11 protein-coding genes are annotated in these 16,242 nt (G+C 29.1%); 3 read left to right on the top strand and 8 right to left on the bottom strand.

What is annotated here, in order from left to right; genetic code table 11:
* Nucleotides 1-26: 26 nt before the first annotated feature.
* From ACKVOV_RS08315 to ACKVOV_RS08300, 4 genes are all read right to left on the bottom strand, one after another.
* On the bottom strand, nucleotides 27-2,849 hold the full coding sequence (locus ACKVOV_RS08315; protein ID WP_409206294.1) for a histidine kinase: 2,823 nt from the start codon (nucleotides 2,847-2,849) through the stop codon (nucleotides 27-29).
* Between the two features lie 7 nt (nucleotides 2,850-2,856).
* On the bottom strand, nucleotides 2,857-3,561 hold the full coding sequence (locus ACKVOV_RS08310; RefSeq protein WP_409206293.1) for a LytR/AlgR family response regulator transcription factor: 705 nt from the start codon (nucleotides 3,559-3,561) through the stop codon (nucleotides 2,857-2,859).
* 74 nt (nucleotides 3,562-3,635) lie between these two features.
* Nucleotides 3,636-4,619, bottom strand: a complete 984-nt coding sequence (locus ACKVOV_RS08305) for a hypothetical protein (RefSeq protein ID WP_409206292.1) — start codon at nucleotides 4,617-4,619, stop codon at nucleotides 3,636-3,638.
* Between the two features lie 91 nt (nucleotides 4,620-4,710).
* Nucleotides 4,711-5,322 (bottom strand): hypothetical protein, encoded by a 612-nt coding sequence (locus ACKVOV_RS08300; protein ID WP_409206291.1) that lies wholly within the window; start codon nucleotides 5,320-5,322, stop codon nucleotides 4,711-4,713.
* A 104-nt stretch (nucleotides 5,323-5,426) separates the two neighbouring features.
* On the opposite strand from ACKVOV_RS08300, the gene ACKVOV_RS08295 reads away from it, so the two are divergent.
* A complete protein-coding gene (locus ACKVOV_RS08295) occupies nucleotides 5,427-6,038 on the top strand; it encodes an RNA polymerase sigma factor (protein WP_409206290.1) in 612 nt (203 codons plus the stop codon).
* A 3-nt stretch (nucleotides 6,039-6,041) separates the two neighbouring features.
* Complete coding sequence (locus ACKVOV_RS08290) at nucleotides 6,042-6,767, top strand: tetratricopeptide repeat protein (protein ID WP_409206289.1); 726 nt, start codon at nucleotides 6,042-6,044, stop codon at nucleotides 6,765-6,767.
* A 7-nt stretch (nucleotides 6,768-6,774) separates the two neighbouring features.
* Here the strand turns inward: ACKVOV_RS08290 and ACKVOV_RS08285 are convergent, their stop codons facing one another.
* Entirely contained in the window at nucleotides 6,775-9,192 is a 2,418-nt protein-coding gene (locus tag ACKVOV_RS08285; protein ID WP_409206288.1) for an efflux RND transporter permease subunit, read from the bottom strand.
* 182 nt (nucleotides 9,193-9,374) lie between these two features.
* On the opposite strand from ACKVOV_RS08285, the gene ACKVOV_RS08280 reads away from it, so the two are divergent.
* A complete protein-coding gene (locus tag ACKVOV_RS08280; RefSeq protein ID WP_409206287.1) occupies nucleotides 9,375-11,645 on the top strand; it encodes a cation:proton antiporter in 2,271 nt (756 codons plus the stop codon).
* Nucleotides 11,646-11,648: 3 nt separating this feature from the next.
* Here the strand turns inward: ACKVOV_RS08280 and ACKVOV_RS08275 are convergent, their stop codons facing one another.
* The 3 genes from ACKVOV_RS08275 to ACKVOV_RS08265 all read right to left on the bottom strand — a co-directional run bounded on the left by ACKVOV_RS08275 (nucleotide 11,649) and on the right by ACKVOV_RS08265 (nucleotide 16,186).
* On the bottom strand, nucleotides 11,649-13,901 hold the full coding sequence (locus tag ACKVOV_RS08275) for a DUF5686 family protein (protein ID WP_409206286.1): 2,253 nt from the start codon (nucleotides 13,899-13,901) through the stop codon (nucleotides 11,649-11,651).
* A 105-nt stretch (nucleotides 13,902-14,006) separates the two neighbouring features.
* Nucleotides 14,007-14,894: a hypothetical protein gene (locus ACKVOV_RS08270; protein ID WP_409206285.1), complete on the bottom strand. Its 888-nt coding sequence runs from the start codon at nucleotides 14,892-14,894 to the stop codon at nucleotides 14,007-14,009.
* A gap of 50 nt (nucleotides 14,895-14,944) precedes the next feature.
* Complete coding sequence (locus ACKVOV_RS08265) at nucleotides 14,945-16,186, bottom strand: MDR family MFS transporter (RefSeq protein WP_409206284.1); 1,242 nt, start codon at nucleotides 16,184-16,186, stop codon at nucleotides 14,945-14,947.
* Nucleotides 16,187-16,242: the final 56 nt, after the last annotated feature.

Here is a 16,242-nt window from a genome sequence, read left to right as displayed (position 1 = left end):
TTTAGGGAACGGTAAAAAAAGTATTTCTAGTCTAGAATTGCAATCACAATAACCACTTTATGACCTTTACGAATTGCATCAGGAAAGGCAATTTCTTGAGTGATTGAAAATGTTTTTTCAGGATAGGATTGTTGCAAAATTTCTATTCTTTCGGTAATTATGGAAATTCCTTTAGAGGTATGTGAATCATTTTTTAATTTATTTTTATCTAATCCAAAACCATTATCAATTACTTCAATTGTTATACTATTTTGTTTTAATTGAAAATTTAAATCGATTTTTCCGTTATTTTCTTTTAAATGTGAAACACCGTGAAGGATTGCATTTTCTAAAAAAGGTTGCACAATCATATTTGGGATTTTAGTTTGATGAATATCAATTTTCTCATCAATGTTGAATGTAAAATCGAAATTCCTAAAACGAACTTGTTCTAATTCAATATACAATTTCAATCTGTTTATTTCCTCCGACAAACTAATAAATGGCTCTGATGCTTGCGACAAAAACAACCGTACTAATCGCGCTAATTTTCCCAAATGTTCGCTACTTTGTTCCTTCTGATTACTATTTACAAAATACTGAATCGCATTAAGCGAATTGAATATAAAATGCGGATTCATCATTGCTGAAAGTGCATTTTGTCTCAACTCAACAATTTTATTATTGGTTATATTTTCTTGCTGTTTTTTTGTTTTTATTTTCTTAATTTGGTAACGATAAATCCCGTATACTAATGTCAATAAAAAGATATTTACGAACAAAACAAACCACCATTTCAGGTAAAAAGGATATTCTTTGTAAACAGGAATTATTTTTGTTGTCCAGTCAGAATTTACATCTCGAACACGAACAACAACAATATGACTTCCGTACGAAAGTGACTGAAAATAAAGATTTTTACTTTGAGAAATAATCCATTGTGAATCGTCAGTTTTGTACTGAATTATTTGATTTTTTGTAGCATAAAAATTTTGAATTTTAAGATTTATTTTAATTGAATTTTTTTTAGCTTCAATATCGATATTTTGAATTTTTTTTAAGTTATAAAAAATATCAAAAATGGGGCGATCTGATTTTTTTTCGATTAAACTATTGTTTACTTTGCCCAGACCATCTTTAGTTGCAACTAATAATTCGTTATCAAATAAGGACACATTATACACGTCGTTATTAGGCAAAAAATTATACTTATTTAGAACTCGATTTCTATTTTTAGAAATTTTAAAAAGTCCGTTTCCTGCACAAAGGAAAACAGCATTGCCTATTGGTTTTATTTTGTGAATATTGTCTAGTTTTACATAATTTACTTGGGTAATACTATCTACAATTCTTTCGTTATAAATTTTAAAAATTGTGCTGTTGGTAGCAATCCACATGGTATCTTTTATAAAAACAAAATCTTCTATGTAACCTTTTATTTTAAATTTTAATTCTCTTTTTTGACATATAAAATTATCATCAAAAGTTCTGATATTTATTTTCTCGGCATTGTTAAAATAGTATTCGTTTTTATAAAAAATAACTTGTTTTATTTTCTCTTTTTTGGGGATTTTAGAGTGAATAGAATTAAAATTTACTTTCCCTTTTTCAAAGAGATTAATTGTTGAATTTCCTGCCAAAACATAATATTTGTTATTCTCCATTTTTATGATTTGTTTGCCAGAAACGGTCAGTAAATTTGTCTCGTTATTCCAACTAATCTCATTATTCATAGGAATGTAAAAAATAGGGTAATCATTATAATTTCCAATTTTAATTTCTAATTCAGATTTTTCTAATAGACTTAATTCTTTGGATTTATAAGAATACAGATTGAATTTTGTGGAAACAAATAATGATTTTTCATCTAACGAATTGGCAAAACCGTTAAAATAATTTTCTTTATTTTTAAATTGAATGCTCGAAACAAACGTATCTGGAATGCAAAATAAACCACTTTCATTCGTTGCAATCCATGTTTTTCCTTTTTTGTCACAATATAAAAAATTGATATTGTCGGAAGCATTTAAACCTAAATTTTCGCTAATTGAGTTCCAATTATTATTTTTTAGTATAAATAGTCCTTTGCCTTGAATACTCAGCCAACAATTTTCTTCTTTATCAACAATAAAATCATATTTATATATAGGATTTATAGAAAGTGATTGTGGCAATATTATTTTATTTTTTATTTTTCCTTTGTAATCAACAAAAAACAGGGAGCTTTCATCGAGGAGACAAATATCATTTTTTCTAAAAATCACTTTATGCAAAAGTTTTACTTCATCAGGAAGCGGAACTTTCAAATTATTATAAATCAGATTATTATTTTTAAATCGTATTTCTTGATTATTTTGAACTAATATTGGAGGTGCAATTCTTTGTGAAATAGTTGTGTTTTTTGGTTTAAAAACTAACCAATTATATTTATTTATTTCGTTATAACCATAGCATTTGTTACTATACCTGTTTTGTATTGTGTACAAAAATAATTTATCTTTTATATTGAATAATTGGTTGTAGGTCTCTGTAAAAATAGGTGTATTTACAATTTTATTATTCTTGAATTTTTGTAGTTTCCCATTGTAGTTTATCAACCAAATAGTTCCTTTTTCATCTGTAGAAACTGCCGTTATATAAGGATTAATAAGCCCGTCTTTTATATTATAGTTTCTAAAATCGTTACCATCAAAAAAAGTTAAACCATTGTCAGTTCCCAATACAATATTACCAGTATTATCTTCAGTTATACTATAAATCGAGTTAGATGGCAAGCCTTCATCTGTAGTAAAATGGTTGAATTTGTATTGAATTTGAGCGTTTGCAATTGTAAATAAAAAACATAATAAGAAGGATAAAAGCACTTTCATGACAAAATTATTTATTCAGTACCTCATTTAGATCTTTGTAATTACGCCTAGAAATGGGTAATTGTGTTCCTTCATTCAATTCAAGAAAATAAGCTTCTCGGGTTAAAATTTTTGTTACAAATTTCAGGTTAACTATAAATGATTTGTGAATTCTAAAAAAATTAGTTTGCAAAACAGCTTCAAAATGTTTTAATGTTTTTGCCACTGTAAGCTTCCTATTCCGAGTAAGATAAATTGTTGTTATATTATCGAATCCCTTGAGATACAAAATTTCATCGAAATCTAATATTGATTTTCCTCCTTCGTAAGTTATAGTTAGTTTATTCTCCGTATTGGGTTTATTAGTTAAGCTATAAACTTGCGAAACTTTATGAATAGCAATTCTCAATTCTGAGGTTAAAATAGGTTTTAACAAATAATCTATCGCTCCAACACGAATAGCTTGTATAGCATAATCTTCGTGGGCTGTAACAAAAATTACTTGAAAATCTCTAACCGGAAAATATTCTAATAAATCGAATCCGTTTTCAATTGGCATCGAAATATCTAGAAAAAGCAAATGTATTGGATTATTTTCTATAAACAATTTTGCATCGATAACGGTTTGAAATGATCCTAGAATTTCTATTTCAGGGAAATTTTCATTTAGTATGATTTCTAAATTTTTTAGATTTAGAATTTCGTCGTCAACAAGTATTGTCTTTAGTTTCATAATATTTTTTAAAAATAAGAAAAAGTGACAGACAAACCATCACTTTTTCTAAATTAACCAAGCAAACTAAACTTTTATTGTATTGCATTTATGGCCGCAATCATTTGGGCTTCAGTTCCTACTGTTGTTTCAGCTAACGAAAATGAATAAACGGCTCCTGCTGTTGTAGTTACTGCTTTTATACCATATCTCCATTGCCCGCTTTCTTCGGTTGCAAAAATGATGTGACATAATAATCCAATTGGAATTTGACCATAGTGTTCGCTAAACTGCTGCGTTACTGCATTGTAAGTATCAAATTTCGCTAATTGATTTTGACCTTCGCCATCTACAGACAAATAAATAGAACTATTTGTGTTATCATATCCTGCTGGAACAGTAGCTAGTATTTGAGTTTTAGGTCTAGGATCATTATAAAAACGATCTATATTTGTCCACCCAAAATTTCCAAAAGACATATTGTAGCTATTTTGATTAAATCCTACAGCACCACCTTGACCTCCCGCTGGTGTACCTCCATCTCTTTTCCAAGCTAAATTGTCTGAATCGGTTGTATCTCCTGTCCAAAATGTCATTGTATTATCTAGAGGATCTCCTGATAAGTTATTTGGCACATTTAGTTGTATTGATGACAATGTTACCAATTGCACTCCTCCTTGTGTAGCATTTATATAAAATTCTCCTCCAGAAATTAAAATTCCCTTATCACCACTTGGCATAACACCCATTGTAGGTTTATTTGTTACTAACATGGTTCCTTTGTCAAAAAGTTCTATGAATTTTATATCGAAAGTTCCTGTTACTGGATTCCCGTTTTTGGTAAGATTATTTCCGTCCAATGTTATGGTTACTCCTTTTGCCGATGTTAGTGTAATGATTCCAGTCCCTGCTGTTGCTGTAAATGATTGCGTTTGATGTTGCAAAGCCGTTTCCCTAATTCCTTGAAATTCCTGAGATGATGGCGGTAATTCTTGAATAGGTTCATCATCATTCTTACTACAACTTATTAATGACGCTGTTGCTAATACTGCTAGTGAAATGTTTTTAAAATTTTTCATGATTTCTAATGTTTTAATATTGTTATTATTTGTTTGTATAGCTATATCAATTAAGGTTTGATATTGTTACCCTTGTTTTGAAATTATTTTTTTATTGAAATACAATGTCTATGTAAGGAATTCCGTAGTTAGGTACTGGACCTCCACTTCCATAAAAATTAGAAGCCGTAATAGTTAATACACCATTAGTAGCAGGAAATTGGTTTGGCCCAGCGTTTTTTCTGCAAATTCTACCTATTGTGTTTCCTATGTTTCCAAGATAGTTATTAGCATTTCGTCTAATCGTGTAGCTATTTCCGGCAACAAGTGGTGTTGGTGTAATGGGTTGATAATCGGTCGAGGCAGAATTAAAGACGATGTTTCCAGAATAAACCATAGTACTAGTTGTATTATTATAAATCTCCATCGTGTAAGGAATACTACTCGCAAAAAGAGTTGCGTTGCCTTGATATCCAAGTGTACAAACAGTTTTATTTGTACTAACTGTAAAAGTATATTCGTGAGTAACTAAATCCATTGTGAGATAATTATCATAAAGAGCATTGCTTACTAGAGTTGCAGCATACAAGTTTTGAAAATCTGTTCCTACTGTATTACAAGCCGAAGGAGGAGGAAGTGGTAATGGTGGGTTACTTGGTGAGCAACTTGCTAATGTAATGACTAATAAAGCTAATTTTCCTAATTTTTTAAATTCTGATTTCATGATTTCTAGTTTTTGATGTTGTTATTCATCGTTTATATATTCATATCAACAGAGTATTTAATTTGTTACCCTTTTTTTTATTATTTTCGACAAAAAAGTTTTTTATGCCAAATAATACTATTCCTTCGTCCGTTCGTCTTTCAGGCTTGAGTCATGAAGATCAGTTTTATGTTGACGGTCTTGCTAATAATAATTCAGCAGTAATTCAATCTATATATAAAAAATTTGCACCTAAAGTAATTTACTATATTAAAACAAATTCTGGAGACGAAGATCGTGCTCAAGATGTCATTCAAGAAGTGCTTATTACAATTTACAATCAAGCAAAAACAAAGGGATTACAACTCACTTGCCCATTTGACGCGTATTTTTTCTTGTTGTGTAAAAGACGTTGGTTAAACGAAATAAAAAAAGCCACAAACAAAGAGGTAACAATTAGTGATGATAATGTATATAAAGATGAATCGACAGTAGAAATGGCAAATCAAACTGAAATTTTTGAAGAAAAACAATCATTATTTGATGAGATGTTTCAAAAATTAGGCGAAAAATGTCAAGAAGTTCTCAAGCTAAGTTTTGCGACAAAAACGATGGAAGAAGTAGCTCAGAAACTAAATGTAACCTATGGCTATGTGCGTAAGAAAAAATCACTTTGCACAGGACAACTTACAGAAATGATTCAGCAATCAGGCAAATACAAATCATTAAAATCCTAAATCATGAACGAAGAATTATACCTATCCTTTGAAAATTATCTTAGCAACGAACTTTCATCGGAAGAGAGAATACTATTTGAAAACCAACTTCAAAATGATTTAGATTTTAAAGAAAAATTTGAAATCCACAAAGAATCTAATCAGTTTTTAAAAACTAAATTTTCGACAGAAACTGATGCGTTCAAAGAAAATTTGAAAGCGATCGCAAAAGAATCATTTATAGAAAATAACCCTAAAAAAGGAAAAATAATTCAATTAAAAACTTTTGTATATGCCATTGCAGCAGTTCTTGTTTTGTTTTTTGGTTTACAGCTTTTTCAAAATGACAATCCGGAATATGGAGATTTTAATAAACATGAAGAAGCTCATTTTACAGAACGCGGTGATCTTGTTAAATCACTAAAGCTAGCACAAGATGCCTTTAACAATAAAGACTATAAAAAAGCAATTATTAATTTTGAGTTGGTTATAAAAGAATATCCAAGACCAGAAATTAAATATTTTTATGCCATTTCATTGCTTGAAGAAAACCGATTTACAGATTCTGAAATAGTTTTAAATGACATTATAAAAGGAAAATCTATTTATAAAAACACCGCAACTTGGTACTTAGCATTATCTAAACTTAAACAAAAAGATTATAAGTCTTGTAAAGCAATTTTGCTCACAATTCCTTCAGACTATGAAGATTATTCTCAAGTTGAAAAATTATTAAAATCTTTAGATTAGTAGCAATTTACTTTTTACTTTCTAACTCATCAATTTCCGCATCAGTATGTTCCAAGATATCTATAGTAGGTTCTATAAATTCTTGTTCGTTCGATAATGTTTTGTTTAGTGATAAAACAAGTGCTGGAAGCAAAACTAGGTTAGATAACATTCCGAAGAATAAAGTTATTGCTACTAACCCTCCAAGCGCTACTGTTCCTCCAAAACTGGACAACATAAAAACCGAAAAACCGAAAAACAAAACAATCGAAGTATAAAACATACTAATCCCTGCATCGTTAAACGTTGCAATAACTGATTTTTTTATCTTCCAATCATTTCTAGCTAATTCTAACCTGTATTGGGCAAGGAAACGCAAAGTATCATCGACCGAAAGTCCGTAAGCGATTCCGAAAACTAATATGGTTGATGGTTTTAGCGGAATTCCTAAAAAGCCCATTAATCCTGCGGTAAGTACTAATGGTAATAAATTGGGAATTAATGATACAATTACCATTTTGATAGAACGAAACATAATTAAAACCAATAACGAGGTAATAAGAAATGCAAAAGCTAATGATGAAAGCAAATTATCTAACAAATATTGCGTTCCTTTCTGGAAAACTGAAGCTTTTCCGGTAATAATGACATTGTACTGTGACGACGGAAATAATTTATTGGCTTTGGCTCTTATTTGAGCTTCAATAGCATTCATTTTTTCTCCATTTTCATCTTTAATAAAAGTCGTAATCCTAGCAAATTGCCCTGTCGAATCCACGTAGCTTTTCATCAAGTTCTCTTTAGCATTTTGTGTAGCATTTTTTGCATACGACAAAATAAAAGCTTGTTCTTGTTGTGTTGGCAATTCATAATATTCAGGATTCCCATTATAGTAAGCCTGTTTCGAATATTTAACTAAATTTACTATCGAAAGTGGTTTTGCAAGTTCAGGAATCTCTTGAATCGTCTCTTCAAGTTCTTCCATTCGTTTTAGCATAGATAGTTTCATGACACCTTTTTTACGTTTGGTATCAATCATAATTTCTAATGGCATTACACCATCAAACTCTTTTTCAAAAAACCGAATATCATCAAAAAAAGCAGTTTTCTTTGGCATATCTTCAATAATACTCCCAGAAATCCTTATTTCATAAATGCCTATTATACCAAAAACCAGTAAACATATTGAAGTAATGTAAACGCCTATTCGATTGTACTTTACAGTTCGCAAAATCCAATCCATAAATGAAGTAAGATATTCACGTTCTAAATGTCCTAAATGCCTTGGAATTGGCGCTGGTATATAACTAAAGAATATTGGAATAACAAATAGACATAACAAATAAAGCGCAATAATATTTATCGAAGTTACAACACCAAACTCTGTAAGTAGCACATTATTTGTAACTATAAATGTGGCAAATCCTAATGCAGTAGTTAGGTTAGTCATTAGTGTTGCTGTTCCTGTTTTAGTAATAACACGTTGCAATGATTTAGCTTTATTACCATGAACTTGGTATTCCTGATGGTATTTATTTATTAGAAAAATACAATTTGGGATTCCTATAACAATAACTAATGTTGGAACAAGTGCGGTTAGCACTGTGATTTCGTAACCTAATAATCCTAACAATCCAAAAGACCACATAACCCCAATAATCACAATGACCATAGAAACTAGTGTAGCTCTAAACGAGCGAAAGAAAAAGAAGAAAATAAGCCCCGTTATTAGTAGCGCAGCACCAATAAACAAACCTATTTCATCAAGAATTGTTTTTGCATTTAGCGTTCTTATGTATGGCATTCCTGATGTTCTAAGATCTACACCAGTTTCGGTTTCAAACTTTTCTATTTCAGGAATTAATTTATTAAGTACAAACTCTTTCCTTGCTTTTGTATTAATTATTTTTTTGTCCAAATAAATAGCCGAACGAATTGCCCCCGATTTTTTATTAAATAATAAACCTTCATAAAATGGCAATTTATTTAATAATTCAGATTTTATTTGAGATAAATAGGCTTGATTCTGAGTTTTATTAGCATTTATTAATGGTATAAGTTCAAACTTTTCGAGTGAATCATTTTTAACTAATTTCTTTAAGTTACTAATAGAAATTACTAAATCGACCTCTTTGTTTGATTGAATCCTAGTCATCAAATCATTCCACGCTTTATAAACTTTTGGAGTAAATAATTTTGGATCTTTAGTTGCAATTACAACGAGATTACCTTCTTCTCCAAAATTTTTCAAGAAAGATCTATAATCTACATTTATTTGGTCATCAAACGGAATAAGATTGGCTTCGGTTTGTGTAAACTTAATGTTTTTCCATTGCATGGAAAACAGAATAGTAATTATTACAATTCCTGATAAAAAAACAATTCTATTTCTAAGGATTACTCGAGCAATAAACTCCCAAAATCCTATGCTTAACATTTTTTTCATAAAGCTTAAAAAGGATTGCAAAGGTAATTAAATGCACTAAAAATTAGTTAAATAAAACAAAACTTTTAATTAGATTATCTTCTAATGCTAAATTTAGATGATTAATCTATCTAATGTTTTTATTTGTATGGTAATTTTGTCATCTTTGTAGAATATAAGGCTGATAATTCTCTTATTTTTTTATGAAAAATTTAAAAAATGCATTGTTTTATTTTACTGTTACTGGTGTTTTTACAGCTTTAATCTATTGGGTTGTTGGACAAGGGAAAAACCTTGAAATTGGGAGAAGAATTATAGCTCCTTCGTCGAAAAACACACAATGGAATCAGTTTTTAGAGTCATTAACTCATAATCTTCATCATCCGTTAGCAATTTTATTAGGTCAAATAATTACCATAATTATTGTAGCTCGTTTTTTTGGTTGGATTTTCAAAAAAATTGGTCAACCTTCAGTAATTGGAGAAATAATTGCGGGTATATTTCTTGGACCATCGGTTGTGGGAATGTATTTTCCTGAGTTTTCACTGGCATTATTCCCAACTGAATCTCTTGGAAATCTTCAGTTTTTGAGCCAAATCGGTTTAATCCTTTTTATGTTTGTCATAGGAATGGAATTAGACCTTAAAGTTCTAAAAAACAAAGCAAATGAAGCTGTAGTTATAAGCCATGCAAGTATCGTTATTCCATTTGCACTGGGAATCTCGCTAGCCTATTTTGTTTATTATAAGTTTGCACCACAAGGTGTCGAATTTCTTTCTTTTAGTTTATTTATGGGAATTGCCATGAGTATCACTGCATTTCCTGTTTTAGCAAGAATTGTGCAAGAAAGAGGTATTCATAAAACAAAATTAGGTAGCATTGTTATTACTTGTGCTGCTGCTGATGACATTACTGCCTGGTGCTTACTAGCAGCCGTTATTGCCATTGTAAAAGCAGGAACGTTTATAAGTTCTCTTTATGTTATAGGATTAGCTGTGCTTTACGTTTTACTCATGTTATTTATTGTAAAACCTTTTTTTAAAAGAGTTGGGGATTTATATTCCAATAATGAAAATCTAAGCAAGCCCGTTGTTGCTATTTTCTTTCTAACTCTTATTTTGTCCTCATATTGCACTGAAGTAATCGGAATTCATGCACTTTTTGGAGCTTTTATGACAGGTGTTATTATGCCTGACGTCTCTAAATTTAGAAATGTTTTCATCGAAAAAGTTGAAGATGTTGCCTTGATTCTTTTGCTACCACTATTTTTTGTTTTTACAGGATTGCGTACCCAAATAGGATTAATTAACGATCCATATTTATGGAAAATTACAGGATTTATTATTTTGGTTGCAGTTGTCGGAAAATTTATAGGGAGCGCTCTTGCTGCAAAATTTGTAGGACAAAACTGGAAAGACAGCTTAACCATTGGCGCATTAATGAACACACGTGGATTAATGGAACTTGTCGTTCTAAATATTGGATATGATTTAGGGGTTTTAAATTCTGAAATATTTACTATGATGGTCATTATGGCGTTAGTAACGACATTTATGACTGGACCTGCATTAGATTTAATAAATTATGTTTTCAAATCTAAAAACTTACTAGCTGGCGATGAAGATATTGATACAAATAAATACAAGATTCTTATCTCTTTTGGAAACTACGAAAAAGGGAAATCATTACTTCGATTAGCAAATAGTTTAATTAAAAAACAAAAAGATGCTTCTACAATAACAGCGATGCACTTATCTGTAAGTGATGAAATGCATGGCTTTAACCTTGAAGAATATGAAAAAGAAACCTTCATTCCTATTCTTGAAGAATCTAAATTATTAAACCAAGACATAAATACCATCTTTAAAGCTACAACAGATATTGAGACAGATATTGCTGAAGTAGCAAATCAAGGAGATTATGATTTGCTTTTAGTGGGTTTAGGGAAATCTATTTTTGAAGGAACTTTACTTGGTAAGGTTTTAGGGTTTACAACAAGAATTATAAATCCAGATAGATTACTTGACAAAATAACAGGAAAAGAAGGCTTATTTACTAATTCAATTTTTGACGAAAGAACACGTCAAATTATTGCTAAAAATAAAATGCCTTTAGGTATTCTTGTTGATAACGAATTAAATTATACCGATAAAATTTTTGTCCCATTTTTCGGAAATGAAGATGCTTTTTTAGTAGATTACATCCAAAAATTTATCTATAATAACAATTCTAAAATTAAAATTATCGATGTAAATAATCAGATTAAAAATAATTTTTTAGTAAAAAATGCCATCGAAACATTGGAAGAAACATATCCAGATAACATTACTTTGGTTAGTGATTATCAAATTTTGAAACCATTTTTAATCAAACAAGATTTAATGATGATTAGTCTAGATAGCTGGAAAAAACTAGTTGATTCTCAGAGTGTCTGGTTAAGCAATTTACCCTCTGTACTAATTATTAAGCCTTAATTACTAAAGACCTAAATCTATTTTAACACTCAGTTTTATTGCAATATTATCTTCAAAATCTGGCAACTGATTAGGACCGTATCTGTAAAAAGCAACAAATCCTAAGCCTCTATAAATTTGGTTTAGCTCAAACCCGGATTCCATATAACCTTTTTCTAGGGTTTTAAAGTTTATGTACAAATGTCGATCTGCATTATCTAAACTTCCAACACCGTATTTAGTAATAAGAGAAAAAACTGGTTTTATTCTTTTACTAATTTGAAATTTAGGAAATTGATGTTCTAATTGAAAAAATGCATATTTATTTGAGAAAAACTCATTAAAGTACATTGTTTCAAAACTATCTTTTCCTGCAAAAGTAATACGTTGTATAATTTTATCTTTGTTTAAATTATTTGGCGAATGATTATAAACATTTGTAATTGGAATATCTCCGAAAGCATAACCTCCTTCAAAAAGGAACATTAATTTATGATTTGAATTAAACTTTTTTTGATAATCAAATCTAAAATCTACTTTACCAAAATTGAAGTTATTATTCCATAATTTAGGTATTGTTTTTGAAAACTGAAAAGTAAATTTTGGATAATTTTTATCTATCTCAATTGTTTTATTTGGTGTTTGCATGTATTTGCTAAACGGATTCCATTGTAAGGAAACTGCTAATAAAGTAGATTTAAAATTTGTATATAAATCATCATTTAGTTTGTACTGATAGTCGAATCTAGGGGTAATATCACTTTGCGAAATTTGCCAGATGCTTTCAGTTTTTGGAATAATTTTAGTTTCTATAAATCCTTTCCAAGTAACATGATTATAGAAAGTACTTAGATTAAGTGGTCTTGGATCATAAATTTTGAAAGTTGGTTTATCTATCTCAAAAGAAGTACTTGCGATTTCATTTACATCATCCTTGTATGAAAAACCCAACCAAGTTTCCGAGCGATTATCTACTCGAAATGAATTAGAGATAAAGCCTTTAAAAAACCCATCCTTTGTTCCATAAACATAATATCCTTCTAGTTTATAATTCTTGGCTAATTTTTCGTTAGTGACACCTCCTAACCCCAATCTAAACCCTTCATAATTATTATAACGAAAAATATAACGTAAATCAACATCGAAAAAACCAATGGGATAATAGCCTTTTAGTACTTTTCTTCCAATTTTAATCTTTTTTTCGTACTTTCTTTTCTGAATTAAACTATCTAATGAAAAATAGGTTGTACTACTTCTCACATCAGTCGAGTCATTAAAATAATTATACCAAAGTGATTCTTTTTTTGAAATAGCATTTTCACTTATTGATATAGCAATATCTGGATGTTTTATTTTTAATATCTGGTTAAATTTCGGTTCAAAATAGCTTGTATTAGATCTTATCTCTACAAAATCTGAAGCATACTTTTTCCCTTCTGGATTTAATTTTGAATCTGTTCCTTCAAAAGTAATCGTTTCTCCAAGTATTTTTACTGGGGCTTTACTATTTCCTTTTCTTATGGAAAGGTTACTTTTTATTGGAAACCAATTGCCTAACTCTTTATTATACTGAAAATAATGATTAGATTTTATTTTTATTAATCCTGAAATCCTTAATTCGATTTTTGCAATACTAAGTTTTTCTGAATCAATAAACAAAGTGCCTTCCAGCTGATCCGTTTTTGATTTTTGCTTTGGTACGAATAAAATTTTATAAACTTTCCTGTTTTCTAAAAAAGATTTTTCTAAAAAAGTATAATTATATTTCCTTAATCCTTTAGTAGAAATTGGACTTGTGTATTCTTTTTCTACTAACGAATATTTATCATCATAAACAGAAAATGGTTGCAATTGAAGTGCAAAGTATTCGAAAATAGGCTCCTTAAAACCTGCCATTTTTGTAGCTAGAATCCTTTCTTTCTGTTGGTTATTAATTATTTGATATTTTGATATTTTTTCTACCTGATATAAGTGTTGTTTTGATACAATTCTCTTAAAATTGTAATCAGATGAGTCTATTTTGGAGAAAATTTTCTTGTCTCGTTTAGTGATAAAAATAGAATCTATCCTTCCTTGTATTAGGTCAGGATTCGCGGTTATAATAAGTTTATTATAAGCCGTAATTTCATAATTTTTGGCTTTATTTCCAGATTTATAAAGTATTACTTTTTTGATAATGCTATCATCAGCAAATGAATTTACTTGCGCAATAGTTTTTATATTAACAAAAAGCGTAATGAAAAAGCATATAAGAGAAAGCTGTCTTTTTAAGATCATAAATTTTTAATCCCTTTTTTGAAGGAATATGTACAAATATAGTTGTATTAAATAAAAAATCCGAACAAATCGGATTAGTATATAATTTTAAAAGAGGGAACCTTGTTATGACAGCGTAACTGCCGATTTTAGAATTAGCCTAGATTTATCAAAAACATTAATGAATAAAACACCTTCATTTAAATTTGTAACAGGTATTTCACCTTCAACTTTTATGGTTTTATTCTCATACTTAATTTTCAATAAAGTACTATAAGTCAAAGTATCATCACCAAATTTTTCGGTATTTTTGCTTCCTAAGACATTATTTTTACTATCTATTATTTGGATATAAAAATCTTTTGTAGTGGATTTAACCAAATCATTTTCTGCAATCATGAAACTAACTTTTATTAGATTTATTTTACTCGCTTTATCCGTTTCGGTTTGTTTTCCAGAGCTTTTTGCTTTTAGAAAAGCTGTTTGAAGGTTGTAAAAATAAAGTTTTGTAGCATCGGTAATTTTCTTTGCTAATTTTTTATTAGAAACCGTTAGTGTATCGTTTTTTATTTTTTCTTTGGTTAGAACAACATTTGTTTTGGTTAAAACAAGATTTGTACTATCTATCTTATTTTTATAAGAGTTTATCTCATTAAGTAGCAACTTAATTCTATTATCTACATCGTTTGTACTTTGTTTGTAATCTACAATAGTTTTTTCGGTAACTTCTTTTTTCTTTAAATCAAGTATAAGTTGTTGTACTTTATTTTGTTCTGCAAGTAATTTACCTGATAATGATTTGTTTGAAGTCATTACTTGTTTTAAAAACAATTGAGATTTTTCTAAATCATTAAGCATAGTCGCTTTTTCTTCCCTAAGCTCTATAATAGTTCTTTTAGACTTATTGGATAATTTAGAAATATAAAAAAGACTTCCAAGCATTGAGAAAGCTAGTAAAATTATTATGATTTTAAAACTTTTATTATTCTGACTTTTTTTGACTTTTTTTGACATTCTTTTTATGCTTTTTTTATGTAATTATTTAATTTACTAATTGATATAGGTTATTGAACATCTTTAGCAAGTGTTTCAAATTTAATGTTTTTATCTAATTTGTAATAAAGTGATATAGCTATTAACCCTATAAAACCCATTAATAACCAGTTTGAAAAATAATTGAAGTTATCAATTACGCTAAATCCAACTTTCGGGCTTAATATTTGTGCCGCGCTAAAACTCATAGCATAAAAAGCCATGTATTTCCCTTCTTTTCCATTAACAGCTCTAGTAAATGCAAAAGTATTAGAGAATGAAAAAAGTAATATTTGACCCAAGGTTATTAGAAAAATACTTATAACTAAGACACCTACAGATTTAGAAAAAAGTAAAAAGAAAAATCCTGATGTCATAAATACAGAACCAAATAAAATAATTTTAGTTGGCTGAGTAGTTTTTTTTTCTAAGAAACCTATTAAAGGCATTTCGAAAAGAAAAATCAACAATCCGTTTAGTGCTAAAAGCATTCCTATTTGAAACTCATCCAGTTTTAACTTGTCAGAGTTATATAGTGGAATTGTTGTAAATAACTGAAAGAACAAAAATGCCGTTAAAAAACTAGCAAATAAGAAAATTATATAATTTATATCTGCTTTCCTGTTTAGATCTATTACACCTTCTTTTTCCCTATCTCTATGTATTTTCTTTCTGGCTTTGTATATTTTACTTTCATCTATGAGTAGCATAAAAACAGATATTGCAAGTACACAAGTTAATCCATCTATCCAAAAAAGCATGTCATAATTATCTTTTTGTATTACCAATCCTGCAATAATTGGACCTGAGACTATACCTAAATTTACTGCTAGTCTCACTAATGTTAATGCTCTAGTTCTATTTTTTCTATTTGTGAAATTTGATACAGCAACATACATTGCTGGTTTATACATATCGGCAATAGCAGTTACTATAAATAAACCAACACATATTTCTACAAAATCATACAAAAACATTAAGGAAATGATACCAAAACCCGTTAAAAAAAGACTAGCTAACATGATTGTGTAAAACCCTAATTTATCGGTTAATTTTCCTCCTATCCAGTTCCCGAATAAGGCTCCAACTCCTATACAAACAAGCATCCATCCAATTTGAGTAAGGCTGAAAAAAAGATTCTCGTGTAGGTATTTAGTTAAAAACAACATGACCATTGCTCCCGCACGATTTATGTAAGTAATTAATGTTAAAACCCAAACTTCTCTTGAAAAACCTCTAAAGTTATCAAAGTAGGCATTTAAATAACTTTTCATTTTATTTATTTTTTATCAATAAATAGTATGGGGAATACTATCTAACTAATGTTTTT

The organism is Flavobacterium sp. (assembly GCF_046153165.1).
GTDB lineage: Bacteria > Bacteroidota > Bacteroidia > Flavobacteriales > Flavobacteriaceae > Flavobacterium.
This window is presented reverse-complemented; position numbering and strand designations above follow the sequence as displayed.

Coding starts and splice junctions, on each gene's coding strand:
- ACKVOV_RS08285 (WP_409206288.1), bottom strand. CDS start 9,192: ATGAAAAAAATGTTAAGCATAGGATTTTGGGAGTTTATTGCTCGAGTA.
- ACKVOV_RS08290 (WP_409206289.1), top strand. CDS start 6,042: ATGAACGAAGAATTATACCTATCCTTTGAAAATTATCTTAGCAACGAA.
- ACKVOV_RS08265 (WP_409206284.1), bottom strand. CDS start 16,186: ATGAAAAGTTATTTAAATGCCTACTTTGATAACTTTAGAGGTTTTTCA.
- ACKVOV_RS08315 (WP_409206294.1), bottom strand. CDS start 2,849: ATGAAAGTGCTTTTATCCTTCTTATTATGTTTTTTATTTACAATTGCA.
- ACKVOV_RS08305 (WP_409206292.1), bottom strand. CDS start 4,619: ATGAAAAATTTTAAAAACATTTCACTAGCAGTATTAGCAACAGCGTCA.
- ACKVOV_RS08300 (WP_409206291.1), bottom strand. CDS start 5,322: ATGAAATCAGAATTTAAAAAATTAGGAAAATTAGCTTTATTAGTCATT.
- ACKVOV_RS08270 (WP_409206285.1), bottom strand. CDS start 14,894: ATGTCAAAAAAAGTCAAAAAAAGTCAGAATAATAAAAGTTTTAAAATC.
- ACKVOV_RS08310 (WP_409206293.1), bottom strand. CDS start 3,561: ATGAAACTAAAGACAATACTTGTTGACGACGAAATTCTAAATCTAAAA.
- ACKVOV_RS08275 (WP_409206286.1), bottom strand. CDS start 13,901: ATGATCTTAAAAAGACAGCTTTCTCTTATATGCTTTTTCATTACGCTT.
- ACKVOV_RS08295 (WP_409206290.1), top strand. CDS start 5,427: ATGCCAAATAATACTATTCCTTCGTCCGTTCGTCTTTCAGGCTTGAGT.
- ACKVOV_RS08280 (WP_409206287.1), top strand. CDS start 9,375: ATGAAAAATTTAAAAAATGCATTGTTTTATTTTACTGTTACTGGTGTT.